A 20,718-nucleotide genomic window follows, 5' to 3' on the forward strand; every position below is an offset into this window, starting at 1 on the left:
GACAATCTCTGATTCGTTCTTACTTTGGCATAGCCGCTCGATGGGGGCGCGAAAAAAGGGGACAGATTTATTTTTCCTTATTTCCGCTAAGACAAAAAAAGACCGGCATCGATAATCGAGCCGGTCTTCAAGTTTGGTTTGCTTGGCCACACTACTTGGGGGAGATGTGGCCAGGGAGTTTCTCACCTATCGGAATGCCCACCGCGCAGAGCCAGAGTGGGGGAGACAATCTGCGCTAAGGTAAACCGATTGATGCTGTGGGTGACGCAGCGTCTCGGTGAGAGTATCAGGCAGCAACTGCCTGATCTGTGAGCGCCTCAAGGAATTCCAGGCATTCCTCAAGTTGCGAAATCTCGATAAATTCGTTGGGCTTATGGGCCTGTTTGATACTGCCCGGTCCGCAAATGATTGACGGGATATTGCCCTGCTTTTCAAACACGCCGCCTTCTGATCCGTATGACACCTTGCCCGAAATTTCCGGGATGATGTTGCGCACAAGCTCAAATGCGGGCGCATCGGTGCAATCGCCCATGCCGGGATAGGAAAATATCTTTTCCCAGCTAAATCCTGTCTCCTCGGCCTTGGCCTTCATTTCCGCATCAAGGGTGTCCATCACGGTGGTGCGGATTTCCTCGATCACGGCTTCGGCGTCATGGTCGGGCAAGTGGCGGATTTCAAAGGTGAATTCGCAATAATCCGGGGTGACGTTGGTTGCCGTACCGCCGCCGATTGTCGTGGTCAGCATCGTGCTGTGCGGAACAGTAAAGTCCTGATCAAACGGCCCGTTTTCCTCGAACTCGCGGGCTTTTTCGGCAATCAGGTTGATCGCGCGCGTCGCATATTCGATGGCATTGACGTGATTGGGTGCGAACGAGCTGTGACCTGCTGTGCCGGTCACGCCAACCCGCATGGAATATTTGCCCTTCTGGCCGTTAATGACCTTCATGTCGGTCGGCTCGCCAATCACCGCCAGTCGCGGGGGCGTGTCCATGGCCGCCAAATGATCGACCATCGATCCGACACCGATGCAGCCAACCTCTTCGTCATAGGACAGGCAAAGATGGAACGGGATCGCAAGATCGCGTTTCACCAGATCCGGGATCATGGCAAGCACGCAGGCCGAAAAGCCCTTCATGTCGGCTGAGCCGCGACCAAACAGCTTTCCATCACGCTCGGTCAGCTCAAACGCCGGGCTAATCCAGGTGGTTTCAAGGGCGGGAACAACATCGGTATGGCCCGACAATGCGATGCCCGGCACCCCTTTGGGGCCAATGGTTGCCAAAAGGTTGGCTTTTTCACCCGTTTCATCGTGGAACAGGGTGCTTTCAATGCCATATTGCGCCAAATAGTCGCGGACAAAATGGATCAGACCGAGATTCGAGTTTTTGCTCGTGGTGTCAAACGCGACCAGCTTGCCAAGCAGATCAATGGCATTGTGCAGGCGTGACATATTTGGTTTGGACATTTTAAAAGCATGTTCCATTTAATTTACCGCATTTTGTTTGTTTTTGGCGTGTGGTTTTGCAAGGCACAGCGTGCAGGGCGATGCGGCGCATCGTTCAAACGGTGTAACGCCGCGAAACGCCGCCAAAATCAAACCCTTCGGGCCGGGACAGTCTTCTGCCCCGCAGCGTCAAAACCCTTGACCGTAGCCCCGCTACGCTCGGCGGGTCTTTTCCTTGCCGGACAGAAGACTGCCTCCGGCAAAATGATGTGAATTAAGTGGAGCATGCTTTAACTTCTCGTTTCTCGGATCAGGAAGCGCTTGATGCATTTGCATCGCGCTTTTCGCGCCATTTCTTCCATTCACGGCGAATGGTCAAAACAACGAACAGAACAGTCAGGGCAAAGAAGCCCCATGAAATCCATGACTGGAAGAAGACACCAAGATCACCGCGCGAAATCGCAAGCGAGCGACGCATATTGTCTTCAAACATCGGGCCAAGGATAAAGGCGATCAGGAAGGGCGCAGCCGGGATGTTCAGCAGCATCATGGCAAAGCCAACCACGCCCATCACCAGTAGGACCGTGACATCAAACGGGCTCGCCCCGATCGAATAGATGCCATAGACGCACAGGATCAAAATGCAGGGCAAAAGCAGTGTCTGGGGAATGCGCGAGATTTTGGTAAAGGCCCCTGCCGTCACCTTGCCCGCGATAAACAGGAAGACGGAGCTAAACAGGATGCCGATAAACAGGGAATAGACCTCGCCCAGATTGTTCTGGAACAGAAGCGGCCCCGGTGTCAGGCCGTGGATCATGAAGGCACCCAACATCACGCCCGTGATCACATCGCCCGGCACACCAAGGGCCAGAAGCGGGATCATGGTCGCGCCGCAGGCACCATTGTTCGCAGACTCAGACGCAGCCACACCTTCAATCTCGCCCTCGCCAAACCGGTCGCCGTTTTTCGACGTGCGGCGGGCTTCGCTATATGAAAAGAACGCAGCCGTTGAAGGACCAATACCCGGAATGGCGCCAAGGATCACGCCAATGATCGACCCACGGAAGATCGATTTGATCGACCCGCGAAACTCCGACAATGACAGGCGGTTATCACCAAGTTTCAGCGCGACATTGTTTTCTTCCGGGCGGAAGACGATCATTTTGATCAGCTCAGGCAGGGCAAACAGTCCGATCAGAACCGGCACCATGCCAAGACCTGATTTCATGTCCTCTGAAAGGGCAAAGCGATACGAGCCGTAAATATCTTCGCCAACAGTCGCCAGAAGAAGACCAAGGCAGGCGGAAATAATCCCCAGAACCAGTGATCTGCCGGAAATACTTGCGACAATTGTCAGCGAAAAGGCCATCAGCATGAAAAATTCCGGCGGACCAACGCGCAGGGCAAATGTCGCCAGCGGAATGGCGAGGAAGAACAACGAGATGTTGGAGATGAAATCGCCAATGCAGCTTGAAACCAGCGCCATGTTAAGCGCCTTGCCACCCTTGCCAGCACGGGCAAGCGGATAGCCATCCAGAACCGTGCAGGCAGCCGATGCGGTGCCCGGTGTCTTGATCAGAATGGCCGAGATGGATCCGCCATAGGTCGAGCCTTTATAAAGCGCAACCAGAAGAAGGATGCTGGTGACCGGCGGCAGATAAAACGTAAAAGGCAGTGCCAGTGTCACGGCCATGGTCCCGGTCATGCCAGGGATGGCACCAATAATCACACCGCCCCAAATCCCGGCAAACATGGCCAAAAAGTTCGGTAACGTCGCGACTGCCTGAAAGGCATAAAGCAATTCATTCCACATAACGATGGGGCTTTCGATCAGATCAGGGTTACGAGGTCAGAAGTGCCGACAGCGCTTTGGGAAAGCAGCAGGCCTTCGGGAAACGGCGTGTGGGTAACTTCGGTAAACAGGATGTAGAGCAGGACCGGGAAAATGATCGAAAGGGCGATCATCCAGAACTTGCGTTCAAAATTGCCGGTCATGACAAACAGAATGGCAAGCAACAGGACAGTGGCCGGGACAAAGCCGATCAGAGGCATGCCATAGACAAAACCAACAAACAGGACCATCAGGCTAACAAATCGGCCAATCATAACCTTGTTTTGAGTGATATGGGCACCAAGCCCGGTGACCTGATTGCGGCTGGCTTCACGCATTTTCGGGAATGCCAGAACAACGGCCAGAACACCCATGACCAGGCCGATAATGGCCACCACGCGCGGCCACATATCAGGCGGCGGGGCGAAGCCTGGAATGAAAGACGGAACCTTCACATAGATCGGGATCAGAACGAACAGGACGATGGCAAAGAATGCCGTTGCGACCAGTCCGGCGTAAAAATCGCGATTTTGGTTCATGGTTCCGTCTCGCATTAGATGTCTTGGACTAGAGAACGCGGGGGCGTTTCTTATTCGATGTAGCCGAACTTCTTGGCCATGCCGTTGTAAAGCTCGAACTGGCTTTTGACGTAAGCAGACGGGTCTTCATCACCAATGACCGAAGTCGAACCACGCTTGGCAGCAAGGTCAAGCCAGGTTGCGTCTTTGGCGACATTGCCCAGAACGTCGGTCCATTTGGCAACAACATCGTCCGGAAGACCTTTGGGCGCGTAAAGACCGCTCCAGCCGCCAACCTGACCAGCCTGGGCATAGCCAAGTTCCTTTGCGGTCGGGACGTCAGGCAGGGTCGCCATGCGTTTTGGCGAATAGACCATCAGCGGACGCATTTTACCGGCTTCGATGTGGGGCATCAGGGAGCCAGCGGCAATCGCCAGGAAGTCAACGTGACCGCCAAGAAGAGCTGCGGCCAAAGCAGAGCCGCCTTTGTATGGCACGAGGGTGGAAGCGGTCAGCGGATCAAGACCAATGTCAGACAGCAGCGCCTGAACCGTAAAGCCGTCAATCGCGGTGGGGCCGGATGCGGCGTAGGTGGTTGCACCGTCGCTGTCTTTGATTTTCGCAATCAGATCGTCAATGGTCTGGATGTCGGAATTGGCATTAACCGCCAGAATCATCGGGGTTGATTCCAGAATGCCAAGGAAGGTGTAGTCGTCCCAGCCAACCGGGCTGTCAGCATAAACCGCCGGATAAAGCGCCATACCAACACGCGACAGAAGCAGGGTGTAACCATCTGCCTTCTGTTCGGTTACAAAGCGCGCACCATTCATGCCGCCATTGCCGGTCTTGTTAACAACAACAACCGGCTGGCCGTCGGTGTAGCTGCGTGCGGTTTCAGCAAGCGCGCGGCCTGCCAGATCCGATGCGCCACCTGCGCCATAAGGCACAACAAGGGTGATCGCTTTTTCAGGATAGGCATCAGCCTGTGCAGTCGAAATCATGGTGGTTGTCGCAAGGATGGCAGCAGCTAGGCCGGCTGCTTTTTTAAGCTGACGAAACATTTTCATGTCTCCCTGGGTGGTGGTGGCAGGATTGCCCTGAGCTGTGACGTATTTTGCTCTGTCTTTTGTTTTTCTGGCTTCATGCATAGACAAACTATAACTGGTGACGCAAAAAATTAATTTCAGTATAACTAATTTACATACTGAACTGCGTTCACGACGCAGCCATCACCAAACTACCCCGGAGCCCCGATATGAACCTGCGCGAGCTTGAAAGCTTCAATGCCTTTATGACCTATGGGTCTGTTACCAAGGCCGCACAGGCGATGAATATCAGCCAGCCGATGGTCAGCCGGTTGCTCAATAATTTCGAAAAATCCGTCGGGTTTGAGCTGTTTAATCGTAAACGCAATCAGCTGACCGCAACGAGCGAGGCACAGCAGTTTCACGCCACCGTCTTGCGATCGCTTAATGCCTTTCGCGAGGTCGAAACACAGGCCCGTGCCATCGCCAATGATCAGTTGGGATCAATCCGTATCGCCGCTCAGCCGATCTATGTTGATACTTATCTTCTCGACGTGATTGCCAAATTCAAACGCGCCCATCCCAAGGTATCTGTCAGCATCACTGATACTGGGCTGGAAGGGATGCTTGATATGATCTCGACCCGGGAATGCGATCTGGGGATCGGCATCACCCTTGATCTGCAGGACCCCAATGTTCTGGTTACCCCGCTCGCACAGTCGCGCGCGGTCTGCCTGATGCCAAAGGGGCATCGATTGGCAGCATTTGAGACAATTGATATCGACCTTCTGCGGGGCGAAGATTTTGTCGAACTTTCCATCGGATCGCCCCTGCGCACCAAGATCGACTACATCTTTCAGATCGCCGGTTGGCCGCGCAAAATCGCGGTGGAGGGCCGAACGGTACGAACCGTCTCGCGCCTGGTTGAACGCAATGTCGGCATTGCAGTGACCGACCCGTTCGCAGCCCTTTTGGTCGATGGCAAAAAGGTGGTTGCCCGAACGCTCACCCCCACCATTGAATGGGACGTGGCCCTGTTCACGGCGACCCGTGAACTCAGTGCTGTGGAAAAAAGCTTCCTTGCCTTCCTTCGGGCAGAGCTTCCGAGCCTGCGCAAAAGCGGGTGCGTGATCTAGGCAGGATTACGCCCGGCGATCAAAGGCCAGCTTGGCGGCGAGTCCCAGAAATACACAGCCCGTGAAAATCTGAAACGCGCGTGCAATCCGGGCGGAGCGTGACAGGAACTGCCCAAGCTTTCCGGCGAAACTGCCAACAAGGCAGTTAATGATTGTCCCGCCGACATTCAGGATCAGCCCGAAAATCAGAAACTGAACCAAAACCGATCCGCGCGACGCATCAACAAACTGCGGAATGAAGGCCAGCACAAAGACGATGATTTTGGGGTTCAGTAAATTAACCACAATCCCGTCGCGCCATGCCTTGATCGCGGTCGACCGTTTGGTATTGGCAGGGCTTAAATCCTGATCTTTCGATCTGAAGGCCGCAATCGCCAACCACACCAGATAGGCAATGCCCGCCCAACGTAGAACTTCAAGTGCCACCGGATGGGCGGCAACAAGGGCCGCCAGCCCAAGACCTGCCAACAGGGTATGGATCATCGCACCCGTGGCGATGCCAAGGCTTGCGGCATTGCCAGCGCGCGGGCCTGACTTGATGCCCTGTCCCAGACAAAACAGCATGTCATTGCCCGGCGTCATATTCAGCGCCAAAGCGGTGGGGATGAAGATCGCCAGTGTTTCAATCGGGATCAGCACGGGTGGGGCTCCATGACAGAGTGATCTTTGGGGTAGTTACGTGCCTGCACCATAACGATGCAGGCCGGCCCCGTTCTTTTTCAGCCAATGTTGCTGCTTTTTTGACGGGCCATAAAGTTCCTCGACCACGGCCCAGAACCGCGCCGAATGGTTCAGTTCCTGAAGGTGGGCGACTTCGTGGGCGACCACGTAATCCAGCACATCCTCAGGGGCAAGAACGAGTTGCCAGCTAAAGGACAGATTGCCGTTCGATGAACAGCTGCCCCAGCGCGTACGCGTATCTTTCAGTGATATGCGATTGACCTTCTTACCAATTTGTTCGGCATAGGCGTGCGCCCGTGGGGCGATTTCAAGCTTGGCCTGCTTTTTCAGAAAATCCGTCACGCGCCGGTTGGTATATTCCGGTAAACCAGACACCCAGATCACACCGGCCTCGGCCCAAACCCCGCGTTTCGCATCGGGGACGGCGCGGATGGCGTGGTCATGGCCCATGAAGGGAATCCACGCGCCGGGCATGAATTGCACCCGGTCCGGCAGGCGGTTCATATGGGCTGCAACCCAGTCGCCATGCTGATGCAGCATCGAGATTGCTGTTTTGCGCGATACCCCGTTGGGCACGACAATTTCCACACCGTCAAAGGCCGGATCGATCCGCAGTTTGAGTCGCGACGCGCGCGCACTGGGCCGCAACCGGACAGGCAGCGGGCCGATTTTGGGCAGATCGATCTCGGTTTCTTCGGTATTCTTGAGCATTCGGCGCGGATTTTTCCAAAAGCTTGGCAAAAAGTGGTGTCTTTTTGTGCCTTTTTGGAGCCAAGCCCATCTTGGGTCTTGCCCCTCAGTAGTGTTTTCCTATACTCCGCGCTCAAGGTCTAGGGCTCTTTGCGCAAGCTGCCCTGCAATTTGCGCAAAGAGCCGTCGAATGGTTCTGTGGGCCGTTCGGGACTGAACATAGCGACAATGTCGCATAGACAACAGGGATGGACGGGCCGATCAAGCCGCACCCTGCATTACATCGGAAGAAGAAAGGCGTCACTCCCATGAGCGATCAGGTCAAAAAGGTCGTCCTTGCCTATTCAGGCGGTCTGGATACCTCCATCATCCTGAAATGGCTTCGCGAAGAATATAACTGCGAAGTCGTGACCTTCACCGCCGACCTCGGCCAGGGCGAAGAGCTGGAACCGGCCCGTAAAAAGGCAGAGATGTTTGGCGTCAAACAGATCTTCATCGACGATCTGCGCGAAGAATTCGTCCGCGACTTCGTCTTCCCGATGTTCCGCGCAAATGCCCATTACGAAGGTGTTTACCTCCTGGGTACCTCGATCGCGCGTCCGCTGATCGCCAAGCGCCAGATCGAAATCGCCGAAGAAGTCGGTGCAGATGCCGTTTCCCACGGTGCCACCGGCAAAGGCAACGACCAGGTCCGTTTCGAGCTGGGCTATTATGCCCTTAAGCCGAACGTCAAGGTGATTGCGCCGTGGCGTGAATGGAAGCTGAATTCGCGTACGGCTTTGCTGAACTTTGCCCGCGAACACCAGATTCCGATTTCGGCGGACAAGCTTGGTGGTGACGAGCCGCCCTATTCGACCGATGCGAACCTTCTGCACATTTCCTATGAAGGCAAGGCGCTGGAAGATCCGTGGGTCAAGCCGGACGAAAAAATGTTCGAGCGCACCGTATCGCCGCAGAACGCACCCGATGCAATCACCACGATCGAAATCGAGTTCGAACAGGGCAACCCGGTTGCGATCAATGGGGAACGCCTGAGCCCGGCCACTTTGCTGACCAAACTGAACGAAGTTGCCGGCAAGAACGGCATCGGTCGTCTTGATCTGGTCGAAAACCGTTATGTCGGCATGAAATCGCGCGGTGTTTACGAAACCCCGGGCGGCACCATCCTGGCGGTGGCACACCGTGCAATGGAAAGCATCACCCTTGATCGTAACGCAGGTCACCTCAAGGACGAGCTGATGCCGCGTTATGCCGAGATGATCTATAACGGTTACTGGTGGTCGCCGGAACGTCAGGCCCTGCAGCGCCTGATCGACGAAACCCAGCGTACCGTGAACGGCGTTGTGCGCCTTGACCTTTACAAAGGCAACGTCACCGTCACCGGCCGTAAGTCGCCGAACTCGATCTACTCCGAAGAGCATGTCACGTTCGAAGCCGACACCGTCTATAACCAGCGCGATGCAGAAGGCTTCATCAAATTGAACGCCCTTCGTCTGCGTCTTGGTTTTGACCGCGACGGTCTGAAGTAAGTTTCCGCAAGCAATTGTGGACAAGCAAGCGAGGGGCATTTTTGCCCCTCGTTTTCGTTTGAAAGCCCGGTTATAAAGCCGGGGTCTTAACTCGTTCAGATAGTTGCACCGGCAACTTTTATGTCAGCGGAATACGAGGAAAAGCTCGAAGAGCGGGATGGTGCCCCGGTCGAGAGGTTTGAGGATGTAGTACGCTGACATAAAAGCTGTCCTTTGGATCAAACAGAATTGCACGGGCTGCTGTGTCGCGAAATCTTGCAAGATGCTAATCTTCCTGCGATTTCGCTCCTAGCATCCGCACAATTCTGAATGACCGGTACAATTATCTGAACGAGTTAAGACCCCGCATGCAGCGCTATAAATGTACCGTCGAATATGACGGCCGCCCTTATCACGGTTGGCAGTATCAGGACGAAGTCATTTCGGTTCAGAAGGTCTTTGAGATCGCGATCGAAAAATTCGTCGGTGAATTTGTGCGCGTCTATGTTTCGGGCCGGACCGATGCGGGTGTTCATGCGCTGGGGCAGGTGGTGCATTTCGATCTGCCGAAATATTACCCGGCGGACGCGGTGATGAACGCGATCAACCATCACCTCAAACCCGATCCGGTGGCGATCACAAGTTGCGAGGAAGTCACCGAGGACTTCCATGCGCGCTTCTCGTCAAAGAAGCGCTACTACATGTATCGCATCATCAATCGACGTGCGCCGTTGACGATCGAGGCCGGATTGGCCTGGGGCATCTATAAGCCGCTTGATGTTGATGCGATGAATGAAGCTGCCCAGCATCTGATCGGCACCTTTGATTTCACGACCTTCCGTGCGACCGAATGTCAGGCCAAAAGCCCGATCAAGACGCTCGAAAAGCTTGAAGTCGTGCGCAGCAAGGACAACCCGCTTGAAATCCGGGTCTATACCGAAAGCCGGTCCTTCCTGCATCATCAGGTCCGCAACATGGTCGGAACACTGGTTCTGGTCGGCAAGGGCAACTGGAAACCGATTGACGTTAAAACCGCCCTTGAAGCCGCCGACCGCCGCGCAGGCGGCCCGACCGCACCGGCAGACGGGCTTTATTTCGTTAAGGTCGACTATTGATCGCCTGATCGGCTCAATGCAGCTGTAACCTTGCCCAGCGCATCCAAAAACACCCGCTGTTCAAGGGTGTTCAGACCGGAAAGTGCCGTTTCATTGACCTGATTGACGATGGTCTGAATGTCCTTTGCCTTGGCCCGTGCATCCGCACTCAGGCGGATATGGGTGATGCGGCGATCTTCGCTATCCCTTTCGCGCTCAATCAATCCATCACGTTCCATGCGGTTTAAGGTCGCGGCCATGGTCGGTTGTTCTATCCCGGCATCAAGGGCAAGCTGCTTTTGCGTGCGTGCACTTCCGTCAGCCAAGGCAAAGAACACCGGCAAATAGCCGCTGCTCATGCCCATGGGTTTAAGTTTCTGATCAATGGCGCGCGCAAACAGGCGTGCCGCCCAGTTGGTCATATAGCCAGCAGATTTTGTCCGGGTTAATGGCATGGGTGTCCTGCAACTCGATAAAGGAATACATAGCTTGCTATGTAATATATAGCATGCTATTTAAATACGCGTGGCGCCACATCGCAATCACTGTTTGAAAAGAGATTTCGATGTCACCGAAAACCAAAACTGCTTTACGCAATCTGCACCGCGTAAGCGGCGGGATTGCATTTGTCCTGATCGCGTCTTTCTGGCTTTCAACCATCGTGGTTGAGCTGACCGGTTCAACCGATCAGATCGTCACGGTCAAAACCGCAATTGCCTGGGGTTTGATCGCCCTCATACCTGCGTTGGTCGCAACGGGTGCGTCCGGTTTCAATCTTGCGCGCGGGCATATTGCCGGAATTCTGGCGGTAAAATTGCGCCGGATGAAGCTCATTGCAGCAAACGGCATTCTGGTGCTGGCCCCATCCGCCATTGGATTGGCGATACTCGCAAATGCTGGTCGGATGGATGGGATATTCATCACCCTTCAGGCGATTGAGCTGATTGCCGGTGTCGTGAACCTGACCCTGATCGGGCTGAATATCCGCGATGGTCTGCGCATGCGGCGCACAACCACCGCACGGCTGCCGGTTTGACAAGCGCGAAATTATCGGCGTAGCCGGCTGACCCGCCAAACACTTGTTACAGCAATCACGAAGTATCGCGTTTCACGTCGCAATGTCTTTGTCGACGGCAAGCGGAGTTGTTTTCGGCTGGCCTTTCGACTCACTGCAGCTGGCCGGATGCGTCATTCGTGTAATTTGAGGTTCCTGACATGGGCATCATTCTTAAATAACCATACTATATAATAGTAATTTCTAATGTTAATCAAGTATCTGAAATAATAGAACTAAAATGGATGCAATGCACCCATTTCGCCCAAATTCTCGTGAGGACTTCTACTCTAACAGATAAATACCTATACGAAAGTCGATCAGGTGATATTCTACCTCTTACCGGGGTCTAAAACCGGGCGCTGCTTTCCTGGTTGCACGATCCACACCAATAACAAGTTCGACTGAAATCTTTTCGGTCACAGGGTGAATGGAGTGAGCGTATGTCAAAAAGCTTGAACTTGAAGGTGGCACTTGCCGCCGTGGCCATCCTGATCGGCGGCATTCTGCTTCTTGGTATTTTGATCATGCAGCGCATCGACGACAAAGTCGCAAGCGATAGCCTCGAGTCCCAAAAGCTTAATCTGCGCGTAGCTGCATTGCTGCTGCAGGATGCTTATCCCGATTTCAAAATGCGGATTGGCAAGGACGGCGAAACCACCAATTTGGTGATGCCCGAAATTCCTGATCTTGGATCGCACGAACTGATTGATCGTATCGGGACTGCAACCGGTCAGACGGCGACAGTGTTTGCCTATGTCCCGGCGGAAAAAGATTTCGTGCGTGTCTCGACCAACATTATCAAACCCGATGGCACGCGCGCGGTTGGTACAATGTTGGGTCAGGCAAGTGCCGCCTATGCGCCGATCATGGCAGGTAACACATTCCGTGGTGAAGCGGTCATTCTCGGTACTGAATACGTCACCCAGTATTCCCCGATCAAAAGCCCAAGCGGCGATACACTTGGTATTCTGTATGTCGGGATCAAAAAGGCAGAAGTCGCAGCAGTCGCCGGTGAAATCGAAGCCCGGATTGCAATCGTTGGTGTGATCGTAGCCGTTATATCCGCGCTTTTGATGTTCCTTTTGCTGCGTTGGCAGCTGGGCCCGCTGCGTGAAATCGGGCATACGATTTCGCGGTTTGTTGAACGTGATTTCAATCAGGAAGTTGCCTTCACAGAACGCAGGGATGAGGTCGGGGTGATCGCCAATGGATTGCTGCGTTGGCGCGAAACAGCCGAAAAGATTAGCGAAGCAGAAGAAGCCCGTGTCGCAGCAGAAAACCGCGCGGAAAAAGGACGAAGCGAACAACGCAACCGTCTTGCCGTTGAGCTTGAACAATCGATTGGCGAGATCATGACGCTCGTGCGTAAGTCCGCAGGTGGCATGCGCACGTCTACCGAAAAGATGCGTAAATCGGCCAATCATTCTGCCACGCAAAGTGAAAAAGTCTCTGGTGCCGCAAATGAATCGGCCCATTCCGTTCAGCGTGTTGCCGCCGCAACCGAAGAATTGTCCGCATCCATCAGTGCGATTGGCGGACAGGTTCAAGATTCGACATCCATCGCAGAAGCTGCTGTTGGCGAAGCATCGCGGGCCAATGAAATGGTTGGCGGCTTGGCCGAAGCGGCAGAACGGATCGGCGAAGTGGTAAGCCTGATTAACGATATCGCAGCTCAGACCAACCTGCTGGCTCTGAACGCAACAATTGAAGCTGCCCGTGCAGGGGAAGCAGGCAAAGGCTTTGCCGTCGTTGCCCAAGAGGTCAAAAATCTGGCCAATCAGACCTCAAAAGCAACCGATGAGATTGCCCAGCAAATTGGCGCGATTCAGGATGAAACCAAGCTCACGGTCGACGCCATCGAGAAGGTCACACATACCATTTCCTCAATCAGCGAAATCGCGACCGGTATTTCATCGGCTGTTAGTCAGCAGAATTCTGCGGTTAATGAAATTGCCAACAGTGCAGCGGTTGCGTCTTCGGGGTCGAACGAAGTGGTTGGCAACATCAATGAAATCCACGAAGCGGCGGTTGATAGTGGTGCCGCTGCCAGCGAACTTGATGAAAATGTCGGCGTGTTGGCAAAACAAATCGACACTTTGCAGGACACGGTATCGCGCTTTGTCACTCAGCTTCGCGCAGGCTAAGACACGCGGCATATCGCAAACCAAGAAGGGTGGGCTTATGCCCACCCTTTTTGATTATCCAAATATCCAGTGCCACAAAAACGGGATTGTGACAGCGGTCGCCATGGTGTTCAGCCCCATGGCAAGGCCCGAAAAAGCACCCGCCGTATCATTGACCTGAAAGGCACGTGCGGTGCCAACCCCATGCGCAGCAACGCCCATGGCAAAACCACGTGCGCGCCAATCGCGGACGCGGGCCAAATTCATCACAGCCGTTCCCAAAGTCGCACCGACAATGCCGGTGGCAATCACGCAGACCGCGGTCAGGGCGGGGACACCACCGATATTCTCAGCAATCCCCATGGCGACAGGGGTGGTGACCGATTTCGGCGCCAGTGACGCCAGTGTTTCCGGACTTGCACCAAGGACCCAGGCCAAAACAACCGTGCTGGCCGACGCGACAAGCGATCCAAACAGAAGCCCCAAGACAATTACCGGCAAAGCACGCTTAAGCGTTTCGGTCTGGCGAAACAGTGGCACCGCAAGTGCGACGGTGGCCGGGCCCAACAGGAAGTGCACGAACTGCGCCCCTTCGAAATAGGTCGCATAGGGGGTGCCGGTCAGCTTGAGCAACATGGCAATCAGGGCAATGGCGATCACGACAGGATTACAAAGCGGATTGCGGTCGCTTTTTTGATACAGCCAAAAGCCGACGGCATAGGCAACAAGGGTAATGGTGAGACCTGTAAGCGGTTTGGCAGACAGGTAAACCCAAAGCTGGGTGATATCGGTCTCGTTCATTGCGCGTCCTCCGCCGTCTGATCGGATTTGGCTTTTGGCAGCAATTTCGACATCAGGACGGCGGTCAGCACCATGGTCAGAAGGGTGGAAACGACAAGGGCCGCTGCAATCGGCAACCAGTCACCTTTCAGACGATCAATCTGGGTAACAACCCCCACGCCAGCGGGCACAAACAGCAACGAGAAATGCAGCAAAAGGTTGTCTGCCGCATCTGTCAGTACCTTGGGCGGTTTGCGTTTGATCAGAAGACCAAAGAACAACAATACCAGCCCGATCACCGGGCCAGGTACCGGCAGATCAAACAGCTCGGACACGACTTCGCCAAAAAGCTGACAGACAAGAATCAGGGCAAATGCAGCAATCATGAACAACCCCCCACAGGTGTTTTGATTTTGGATTTATATCCAGCTGTCATAATGCCTGTTGGGGTGTTCGACTTTTATTAATAACGAAAAACGCCCGTGCCGATGTGGCACAGGCGTTTGAAAATGCGGTGCTTTAGGCCAGATGGGTTCCCGCCTGCGCGGGAACGACGGGTGTTGGGGTGTCGTCATGCCCGCGACGGCGGGCATCCATGCATCAGGGGTTAGAGAATTTCGAGAACATTTTCCGGCGGGCGACCCAGAACGGCCTTGTCGCCATTAACCACAATCGGGCGTTCAATGGCGCGCGGATGCGCACACAGCGCTTCGATCAGATCGTTGCCGCGCAGACCATCAATGCCTTCTTCCTTGGCTTCTTTTTTGCGCAGGATGTCTTCGGGCTGCATGCCAAGCATCTCAAGAATGCCGGAAAGTTCCTGCGGGGTGGGCGGGGTGTCGAGATAGGAGATCACGTCTGGCGTGATGCCTTTTTCTTCGATCAGGGCCAGGGTCTGGCGTGATTTCGAACAGCGTGGATTGTGATAGATGCGGACCATCATGGTTGGGTCTCCGGATCAGAATGGGTTTGGTTCTTGATAGCGGTCTTTGCGGACGCAATCAAATCCCGTCAATCATCGACAGCAGATATTCAAGTTCTTCGATGTCGCTATTGATGATGCGGGTGGCCGTGTCATAGCCAAATCCCTGACGGGCGAGGGCGGCCATATCCTTGTCGCGCTTTTCATCGCGGATGTCGGGTCTGCGCCATGGGCCAAGACGACGACGTCTGGCATAGGCGGCAGCGGCTGCAATATTGGGATCGGTTCCGCGCACTTCTTCATAAGCGGCCTCTTGGGCTTCGGCCTTAAGATGGGCGATCGCCTGATCGATTTGATCTGCTGCGATACCACGTGCAGACAGATCAGCCGCGATCACACGCATTGCCTTGCCCTTGCGCAGAAGCGACCGTGCACGGCCCTTGGCATAGGCATCATCATTAATGAAACCGGCCTTTTCACAGGCGGACAAGACCGAATTCATCCAGGAAACGGCTTCTTCCGGATCGGTGCCATATTCTGCAACCGATAGCCTGATTTTGCCGCGCATCAGCTTTTCCAACCGGGCGCGCGAGGCGGCAAATCGTTCGAGATACCAGGTTGCATAATTCATTAAATAGTCACGGGTGACTTTGCGCGGGCGTTTTGGTTCGCGCTTTTGATCCTTGGCGTTTTTGGCCTTGTTGCTGGCAAAGCTGGCGTTTCCGGCGGGCTTTTTTTGCGCGCCAGACGCTACTGTTTCCGGGCTTTGACGCTGTTTCTCGATCATATCAGCCGTAATGAATGAATACGCACCCTTGCAAGGATGCCCCCACTCTCCCTATTTTACGCGCAATTGTCTGCATTTTTCCGAAGGAAATTCCATGAATGAGTTAGAGCGGCCCGTTCTTGCCCCACGTCCGATGGGGGCGGTGAACTGGCTCGGTCTTTGGACGCTTTATGCCAAAGAAGTCCGTCGGTTTTTGAATGTGCATCTGCAAACCGTGGGTGCACCGGTTGTTACCAGTCTTTTGTTCCTGGCTGTTTTCCTGCTGGCCCTTGGTCGTGCGGTTGAAACGGTTAATGGTATTGCGTTTGCCACCTTCCTTGCACCGGGTCTTGTGATGATGACCATGGTGCAGAACGCATTTGCCAATACTTCAAGCTCGATCATGATTGCCAAGGTTCAGGGCAATATTGTTGATGTTCTGATGCCGCCGCTTTCACCGGGTGAAATGGTGGCCGGTTTTGCCATGGGTGCGGTGACGCGTGGTATCTTCGTTGGTGTTGCAACCGCCGTTGCCATGGCGTTTTTCGTTGATATCAGCATCCATAATATCTGGGCGATCCTGTATTTCGGCATTTCGGCATCCTTGATGCTTGCGCTTTTGGGGATTGCTGGCGGTGTCTGGGCTGAGAAGTTCGACCATATCGCGGTTGTCACCAACTTCATCGTCACCCCTTTGTCGTTCCTGTCGGGTACCTTTTACAGTGCCGACAGCCTGCCCGAAGCAGGGCAGATTCTGGTGCATTTCAACCCGTTCTTCTACATGATTGACGGGTTCCGTTATGGCTTCACCGGGATTTCGGACGGCACGATCATGACCGGTGTGATTGTCCTGGCGGTGGTCAATGCCGTGCTTTGGGTGCTTTGCTATCGCATGATCAAAAGCGGCTATAAGCTTAAAGCTTAGGAAATCGGGGCTTAAACGGGCCGAAATCGGCGCGTTTGCGCAAAAAGATATCAAAAGGACGGCATTCAAAAGCGGATGCTGTCCTTTTTTATTTCCGTTATCATTTGGTTATCACCGGTCTAAGGGGTTTTTGGGACGTTGACAGGGGTAAGGAATTCTTGATACTCCCCGGCTTCCCGGTATTCTGCCGGTGCTGACCAAGTGGTCAAGAATGTGTGTTTTTACCCGAAATAAGGAATAAAGAAGTGATTACTCCCGTCATGCCGACCTATGCGCGGGCCGATTTGGCCTTTGAGAAAGGTGAAGGACCTTATCTCTATGCGCAGGACGGCCGACGATTTCTTGATTTCGGGTCCGGTATTGCTGTGAACACGCTGGGTCATTCGCACCCGCATCTGGTGGCAAAACTTTCTGAGCAGGTTGGTAAGCTTTGGCATACCTCGAACCTGTATCAGATGCCTGGTCAGGTAAAACTGGCCGAGCGGCTTGTTGCCAATACCTTTGCCGATACGGTGTTTTTCTGTAACTCGGGTGCCGAAGCCAACGAGGCCGGCATCAAGATGCTGCGTCGTTATCAGCATGTGTCGGGCAATCCGGAAAAGAACCGTATCCTTGTTGCGACCAACGCGTTCCACGGCCGTACCCTTGGTACGCTGACTGCTGGGTATAGCGAAAAATACCGTGAAGGCTTCGGCCCGATGCCCGATGGCTTTGACCGTGTGGCGTTTGGTAACCTCAATGAATTGCGCAATGCGATCACGCCCAATACCGGCGGGATTATCCTTGAACCCATTCAGGGTGAAGGCGGCATTTGCCGTGCACCGGAAGGGTATCTTGAGGGCGTGCGCAAGGCAGCCGACGAGTTCGGCATGCTGGTCATGTTTGACGAAGTTCAGACCGGGATTGGCCGCACAGGCAAACTGTTTGCCTATCAGTGGTCGGACATGGTGCCGGACATCATTTCATCGGCCAAGGGACTTGGCGGTGGCTTCCCGATTGGTGCCCTACTTGCCAATGAAAAGGCGGCATCGGCGTTTTCACCGGGCATGCATGGCACGACCTTTGGCGGGAACCAGCTTGCGACCGCTGCGGCCAATGCGGTGCTGGATGAGGTTCTGAAACCCGGTTTCATGGACAATGTTCTGGAAATGAGCCGCCTGATTGTTGATGGCCTTGAGGTGATTGCACGCAAGCATCCGGGCTTTATTGAAGAAGTTCGTGGCATGGGCCTGTTGTTGGGCATGAAGACTGTGCCGACCAATGGTGATGTCGTCGCCAAGCTGCGTGAGCTGAACCTTTTGACGGTTCCCGCTGGCGATAATGTGGTGCGCCTGTTGCCGCCGCTCAACATCACAAAATCCCATGCCGACGAGGCGCTTGCTGCCATTGAAGCGGCCGCCGTAGCCCTGACCAAATAAGGGCGAGGAAGGAAGACTAACCAATGACTGATATTCGCCATTTTCTTGATCTCGACAAACTTCCGTCGGGAACACTCAAAGATATTCTTGCCCTTGGCGACTCCGAAAAGGCGGGCAATGCCCCGTTCGGGAACAAGCCGCTTGCAGGCAAGACCCTTGCACTGATCTTTGAAAAACCGTCGACCCGTACGCGCGTTTCGTTTGAAGTCGGTATGCGCCAGCTGGGCGGCGATGTTGTGATCCTTGATTTGGACAGTAGCCAGCTTGGCCGTGGTGAAACCATTGCCGATACCGCACGCGTTTTGTCGCGCTTTGTCGATGCGATCATGATCCGTACGACCGATGAATTGAAACTGCTTGAACTGGCACAATATGCCACTGTTCCCGTCATCAATGGCCTGACCGATCAAAGCCATCCGTGCCAGATCATGGCCGATCTGATGACGATCAAGGAACATAAGGGCAAGCTTGAAGGCCTAAAATTCGCGTGGATCGGCGATGGGAATAACGTTTCCGCATCGTTTATCCATGCGTCGCCGAAATTCGGCTTCTCGCTTGATATGGCGTGCCCGGCCGGTTACCGCCCCAATCAGGGCCTGATTGAAACCGCCAATGCCGAAGGCGGCAACGTTCGTATGACCGATATGGACAGTGCCCTTGCCGATGCGGATGTGGTTGTGACCGATTGCTGGGTTTCCATGGGTGACAAGGATTATGACGCCCGGATGGAGGCACTTGCCCCGTATCAGATCAATGCCAAAACCATGGCACAGGCCAAAAGCGATGCGATCTTCATGCATTGCCTGCCGGCCCACCGGAACGAAGAAGTCACCGACGAAGTGATTGATGGTCCGCAGTCCGTGGTGTTTGACGAAGCGGAAAACCGTCTGCATGCGCAGAAAGGGGTTCTGCTATACTGCTTTAACGGCTTGCCTTCCTGAGTTTTCAGGCTAAATAAGGCGTATCGAATGTGAAGGGCGGCGTTTGCCGCCCTTTGCTATGCATGACGTGGCTATTGAAGCACCTCGACACACGGGGTTGGTATTGTTATACGGCCCCAAACGCAAAACACCGGAATACGCACATGCAGATTGCTGTCGATTTTTGCCAGCCCTTCACGCTGGACCATTCCAATATCCGTGGCCGCTTTACGCGCCTTGGCCCGACGGTGCAGACCATCATTGGTCAGCACAATTATCCGCCGCTTGCCAACCACCTGTTGGGCGAGATGGTCGGGCTTGCCGTTCTGCTGTCATCTGCCCTGAAATATGACGGGCTTTTCACGCTTCAGACCTCGTCTGACGGTCCGATCGGCATGCTGGTCGTTGATGTCGACAGTGATGGCAATATCCGCGCTTGCCTGCGCGTTGATGAAGAACGCTTAAGCGCATTGATTGCAGCCGAAGAAGGCGGCGAAGAAGCCCTTCGTGGTCAGGTTCTTAAACTGATGGGGCGTGGGCATATTGCCTTTACGGTCGATCAGGGTGACGAGCATGAGCGTTATCAGGGTATTGTGTCGCTTGAAGGCGAGACCCTGTCGCAATGTGCCGAAGCCTATTTCCGTCAGTCCGAACAGCTTGAAACCTCGTTCAAGCTTGAAGTTCATCGTGGTGAAAGCGATGCGGATTGGTGGGTTGGTGGTCTGTTCCTGCAGAAAATGCCGGTTAGTGCCTCTGGCGATGCCGCAACGCCCGAAGAAGCCGAAAAGGTTTCCGAAGACTGGAACCGTTCGACCATCCTGATGGCCAGTGCCACCGAGAACGAGCTTGTTGATATTTCGCTTCCGGCGAATGATCTGATCTGGCGTCTGTTCCATGACGAAGAACCGCGTGTGTACGAGCAAGCGAACCTTCAGTTTAAATGCCGTTGCTCGCGCGAAAAGATCGAAGGCGCGCTTGTGACCTATCCGCTCGACGAGCTTCTGTCGATGCGTGAAGACGACACCGGCGAAGTTGGCGTTTCCTGTCAGTTCTGCAACACGCGCTATGGCTTTAACGAAGCTGATCTGCGCGCGCTCAAGGCGTCTGACGAAGACAGCCCGGAACAGGCTTCTTAAAAAGATTACAGGGCGTTACGCCGTCATAGGCTTGCCTTAATCATCTTGCAACGTCACCATGGCTATAAACGCCGTGGTGGCGTTTTTTGTTTGTCACTTTTGTTGATGTTTTGAAGTTCTGCGAGGCAGGGGAGTTTGACGTCATGAAGCTATTGTCCATCAACGGTTTGCGCACTTTGGTTGCGGGTGCTGCATTGGCGCTTATGGCGGCCTGCACAAGCGCACCTGTTGCGACCTATCCCGATGTGACATGGCGTCATCTGCCATCGATTGTTTTTGCTGCGGGTCCGATCGAAAAAGTTGGCGCTTGGAACAATGCGCCTGATGGTTCGATCGCATCTGATCTGCCATTCAGCTTGGGTCAGATGGCAATGAACTGGCCAGATGATCGTATCCAGACGGCGGGTACCAGCGACATGCTGCGCTATTCCGTGACCGAAGCATCGATCACGTCAAACGCGCTTAAGACCACCAAGGGCATCAAGGGCGTCTTTACCGATGATCAGTCCGACAAGATCGACCTGGTGGTTGCCGCCAAGCTTGAGCTGATGGATGCCAATGGCATTCAGAAAGGCGAAGTACAGGCAATGGCATCGCGGTCGCGCACCCTTTCGGAATTGATGTCGGTGTCCGAGCGCGAAAAGGCGATCTATGACGAAACCGCGACCCTTTTGTTGGATCTGGATCGCGAGCTGGAACGTCAGATCAACGCCAACCTTGGACGTTTCCTGGTACGCTAAGCGA

The 20,718-nt window shown here is 54.3% G+C and carries 21 protein-coding genes; 10 read left to right on the forward strand and 11 right to left on the reverse strand.

Annotation, left to right across the window (positions count from 1 at the left end; translation table 11 throughout):
• Positions 1-286: 286 nt before the first annotated feature.
• The 4 genes from argE to ACMZ66_RS03200 form a co-directional block, all read right to left on the reverse strand.
• Positions 287-1,465, reverse strand: coding sequence for an acetylornithine deacetylase (gene argE, locus ACMZ66_RS03185; protein ID WP_416934343.1), 1,179 nt, complete (start codon positions 1,463-1,465; stop codon positions 287-289).
• A 289-nt stretch (positions 1,466-1,754) separates the two neighbouring features.
• Positions 1,755-3,257, reverse strand: coding sequence for a tripartite tricarboxylate transporter permease (locus tag ACMZ66_RS03190; RefSeq protein WP_416934345.1), 1,503 nt, complete (start codon positions 3,255-3,257; stop codon positions 1,755-1,757).
• 17 nt (positions 3,258-3,274) lie between these two features.
• The gene (locus tag ACMZ66_RS03195) at positions 3,275-3,814 is read right to left on the reverse strand and encodes a tripartite tricarboxylate transporter TctB family protein (protein WP_416934347.1); all 540 of its coding nucleotides are present in this window, start codon (positions 3,812-3,814) and stop codon (positions 3,275-3,277) included.
• A gap of 50 nt (positions 3,815-3,864) precedes the next feature.
• The gene (locus ACMZ66_RS03200; RefSeq protein ID WP_416934349.1) at positions 3,865-4,854 is read right to left on the reverse strand and encodes a Bug family tripartite tricarboxylate transporter substrate binding protein; all 990 of its coding nucleotides are present in this window, start codon (positions 4,852-4,854) and stop codon (positions 3,865-3,867) included.
• Between the two features lie 194 nt (positions 4,855-5,048).
• Here ACMZ66_RS03200 and ACMZ66_RS03205 point away from each other — a divergent pair, with 194 nt between their 5' ends.
• Entirely contained in the window at positions 5,049-5,954 is a 906-nt protein-coding gene (locus ACMZ66_RS03205) for a LysR family transcriptional regulator (RefSeq protein WP_416934351.1), read from the forward strand.
• Between the two features lie 6 nt (positions 5,955-5,960).
• Here the strand turns inward: ACMZ66_RS03205 and ACMZ66_RS03210 are convergent, their stop codons facing one another.
• Positions 5,961-6,593, reverse strand: coding sequence for a LysE family translocator (locus tag ACMZ66_RS03210; RefSeq protein WP_416934353.1), 633 nt, complete (start codon positions 6,591-6,593; stop codon positions 5,961-5,963).
• Between the two features lie 36 nt (positions 6,594-6,629).
• Positions 6,630-7,346, reverse strand: a complete 717-nt coding sequence (locus ACMZ66_RS03215) for a M48 family metallopeptidase (protein WP_416934355.1) — start codon at positions 7,344-7,346, stop codon at positions 6,630-6,632.
• Between the two features lie 287 nt (positions 7,347-7,633).
• Here ACMZ66_RS03215 and ACMZ66_RS03220 point away from each other — a divergent pair, with 287 nt between their 5' ends.
• Positions 7,634-8,854 (forward strand): argininosuccinate synthase, encoded by a 1,221-nt coding sequence (locus ACMZ66_RS03220; protein WP_416934357.1) that lies wholly within the window; start codon positions 7,634-7,636, stop codon positions 8,852-8,854.
• A 347-nt stretch (positions 8,855-9,201) separates the two neighbouring features.
• Positions 9,202-9,948: a tRNA pseudouridine(38-40) synthase TruA gene (truA, locus tag ACMZ66_RS03225; RefSeq protein ID WP_416934359.1), complete on the forward strand. Its 747-nt coding sequence runs from the start codon at positions 9,202-9,204 to the stop codon at positions 9,946-9,948.
• On the opposite strand, the gene ACMZ66_RS03230 is transcribed toward truA, so the two are convergent.
• Positions 9,942-10,382 (reverse strand): MarR family winged helix-turn-helix transcriptional regulator, encoded by a 441-nt coding sequence (locus ACMZ66_RS03230; RefSeq protein ID WP_416934361.1) that lies wholly within the window; start codon positions 10,380-10,382, stop codon positions 9,942-9,944. The genes truA and ACMZ66_RS03230 overlap by 7 nt on opposite strands.
• A 110-nt stretch (positions 10,383-10,492) precedes the next feature.
• Here ACMZ66_RS03230 and ACMZ66_RS03235 point away from each other — a divergent pair, with 110 nt between their 5' ends.
• The gene (locus ACMZ66_RS03235; RefSeq protein WP_416934363.1) at positions 10,493-10,963 is read left to right on the forward strand and encodes a hypothetical protein; all 471 of its coding nucleotides are present in this window, start codon (positions 10,493-10,495) and stop codon (positions 10,961-10,963) included.
• A 461-nt stretch (positions 10,964-11,424) separates the two neighbouring features.
• Positions 11,425-13,128, forward strand: a complete 1,704-nt coding sequence (locus ACMZ66_RS03240) for a methyl-accepting chemotaxis protein (protein ID WP_416934365.1) — start codon at positions 11,425-11,427, stop codon at positions 13,126-13,128.
• Between the two features lie 54 nt (positions 13,129-13,182).
• Here ACMZ66_RS03240 and ACMZ66_RS03245 read toward each other — a convergent pair whose 3' ends face one another.
• The 4 genes from ACMZ66_RS03245 to ACMZ66_RS03260 form a co-directional block, all read right to left on the reverse strand.
• Positions 13,183-13,908 carry an LrgB family protein gene (locus tag ACMZ66_RS03245; protein WP_416934367.1) on the reverse strand — a complete coding sequence of 242 codons (726 nt, stop codon included), beginning with the start codon at positions 13,906-13,908 and terminating at the stop codon, positions 13,183-13,185.
• On the reverse strand, positions 13,905-14,273 hold the full coding sequence (locus ACMZ66_RS03250) for a CidA/LrgA family protein (RefSeq protein ID WP_416934369.1): 369 nt from the start codon (positions 14,271-14,273) through the stop codon (positions 13,905-13,907). Before ACMZ66_RS03250 ends, ACMZ66_RS03245 begins: the two co-directional genes overlap by 4 nt.
• 221 nt (positions 14,274-14,494) lie before the next feature.
• Entirely contained in the window at positions 14,495-14,830 is a 336-nt protein-coding gene (arsC, locus tag ACMZ66_RS03255) for an arsenate reductase (glutaredoxin) (protein WP_416934371.1), read from the reverse strand.
• Between the two features lie 58 nt (positions 14,831-14,888).
• Complete coding sequence (locus ACMZ66_RS03260) at positions 14,889-15,596, reverse strand: regulatory protein RecX (protein ID WP_416934372.1); 708 nt, start codon at positions 15,594-15,596, stop codon at positions 14,889-14,891.
• Between the two features lie 94 nt (positions 15,597-15,690).
• Here ACMZ66_RS03260 and ACMZ66_RS03265 point away from each other — a divergent pair, with 94 nt between their 5' ends.
• The 5 genes from ACMZ66_RS03265 to ACMZ66_RS03285 all read left to right on the forward strand — a co-directional run bounded on the left by ACMZ66_RS03265 (position 15,691) and on the right by ACMZ66_RS03285 (position 20,714).
• Positions 15,691-16,500, forward strand: a complete 810-nt coding sequence (locus ACMZ66_RS03265; RefSeq protein WP_416934374.1) for an ABC transporter permease — start codon at positions 15,691-15,693, stop codon at positions 16,498-16,500.
• Positions 16,501-16,760: 260 nt separating this feature from the next.
• Positions 16,761-17,918 carry an aspartate aminotransferase family protein gene (locus ACMZ66_RS03270; RefSeq protein ID WP_416934613.1) on the forward strand — a complete coding sequence of 386 codons (1,158 nt, stop codon included), beginning with the start codon at positions 16,761-16,763 and terminating at the stop codon, positions 17,916-17,918.
• Between the two features lie 23 nt (positions 17,919-17,941).
• Positions 17,942-18,859, forward strand: coding sequence for an ornithine carbamoyltransferase (gene argF / locus ACMZ66_RS03275; protein WP_416934376.1), 918 nt, complete (start codon positions 17,942-17,944; stop codon positions 18,857-18,859).
• 143 nt (positions 18,860-19,002) lie between these two features.
• Positions 19,003-19,974 carry an Hsp33 family molecular chaperone HslO gene (locus ACMZ66_RS03280; RefSeq protein ID WP_416934378.1) on the forward strand — a complete coding sequence of 324 codons (972 nt, stop codon included), beginning with the start codon at positions 19,003-19,005 and terminating at the stop codon, positions 19,972-19,974.
• A 143-nt stretch (positions 19,975-20,117) separates the two neighbouring features.
• A complete protein-coding gene (locus ACMZ66_RS03285) occupies positions 20,118-20,714 on the forward strand; it encodes a hypothetical protein (RefSeq protein ID WP_416934380.1) in 597 nt (198 codons plus the stop codon).
• Positions 20,715-20,718: the final 4 nt, after the last annotated feature.

It is taken from the genome of Thalassospira sp., assembly GCF_048059015.1.
Taxonomy (GTDB): Bacteria; Pseudomonadota; Alphaproteobacteria; order Rhodospirillales; family Thalassospiraceae; genus Thalassospira.

Excerpts from the sequence above, each read along its gene's own strand:
- ACMZ66_RS03220 (WP_416934357.1), top strand. The coding sequence starts at position 7,634 with ATGAGCGATCAGGTCAAAAAGGTCGTCCTTGCCTATTCAGGCGGTCTG.
- ACMZ66_RS03200 (WP_416934349.1), bottom strand. The coding sequence starts at position 4,854 with ATGTTTCGTCAGCTTAAAAAAGCAGCCGGCCTAGCTGCTGCCATCCTT.
- ACMZ66_RS03285 (WP_416934380.1), top strand. The coding sequence starts at position 20,118 with ATGAAGCTATTGTCCATCAACGGTTTGCGCACTTTGGTTGCGGGTGCT.
- truA (WP_416934359.1), top strand. The coding sequence starts at position 9,202 with ATGCAGCGCTATAAATGTACCGTCGAATATGACGGCCGCCCTTATCAC.
- ACMZ66_RS03215 (WP_416934355.1), bottom strand. The coding sequence starts at position 7,346 with ATGCTCAAGAATACCGAAGAAACCGAGATCGATCTGCCCAAAATCGGC.
- argE (WP_416934343.1), bottom strand. The coding sequence starts at position 1,465 with ATGTCCAAACCAAATATGTCACGCCTGCACAATGCCATTGATCTGCTT.
- ACMZ66_RS03230 (WP_416934361.1), bottom strand. The coding sequence starts at position 10,382 with ATGCCATTAACCCGGACAAAATCTGCTGGCTATATGACCAACTGGGCG.
- ACMZ66_RS03265 (WP_416934374.1), top strand. The coding sequence starts at position 15,691 with ATGAATGAGTTAGAGCGGCCCGTTCTTGCCCCACGTCCGATGGGGGCG.
- ACMZ66_RS03250 (WP_416934369.1), bottom strand. The coding sequence starts at position 14,273 with ATGATTGCTGCATTTGCCCTGATTCTTGTCTGTCAGCTTTTTGGCGAA.
- ACMZ66_RS03195 (WP_416934347.1), bottom strand. The coding sequence starts at position 3,814 with ATGAACCAAAATCGCGATTTTTACGCCGGACTGGTCGCAACGGCATTC.
- ACMZ66_RS03235 (WP_416934363.1), top strand. The coding sequence starts at position 10,493 with ATGTCACCGAAAACCAAAACTGCTTTACGCAATCTGCACCGCGTAAGC.
- ACMZ66_RS03205 (WP_416934351.1), top strand. The coding sequence starts at position 5,049 with ATGAACCTGCGCGAGCTTGAAAGCTTCAATGCCTTTATGACCTATGGG.
- arsC (WP_416934371.1), bottom strand. The coding sequence starts at position 14,830 with ATGATGGTCCGCATCTATCACAATCCACGCTGTTCGAAATCACGCCAG.
- ACMZ66_RS03240 (WP_416934365.1), top strand. The coding sequence starts at position 11,425 with ATGTCAAAAAGCTTGAACTTGAAGGTGGCACTTGCCGCCGTGGCCATC.
- argF (WP_416934376.1), top strand. The coding sequence starts at position 17,942 with ATGACTGATATTCGCCATTTTCTTGATCTCGACAAACTTCCGTCGGGA.
- ACMZ66_RS03280 (WP_416934378.1), top strand. The coding sequence starts at position 19,003 with ATGCAGATTGCTGTCGATTTTTGCCAGCCCTTCACGCTGGACCATTCC.
- ACMZ66_RS03245 (WP_416934367.1), bottom strand. The coding sequence starts at position 13,908 with ATGAACGAGACCGATATCACCCAGCTTTGGGTTTACCTGTCTGCCAAA.
- ACMZ66_RS03190 (WP_416934345.1), bottom strand. The coding sequence starts at position 3,257 with ATGTGGAATGAATTGCTTTATGCCTTTCAGGCAGTCGCGACGTTACCG.
- ACMZ66_RS03270 (WP_416934613.1), top strand. The coding sequence starts at position 16,761 with ATGCCGACCTATGCGCGGGCCGATTTGGCCTTTGAGAAAGGTGAAGGA.
- ACMZ66_RS03260 (WP_416934372.1), bottom strand. The coding sequence starts at position 15,596 with ATGATCGAGAAACAGCGTCAAAGCCCGGAAACAGTAGCGTCTGGCGCG.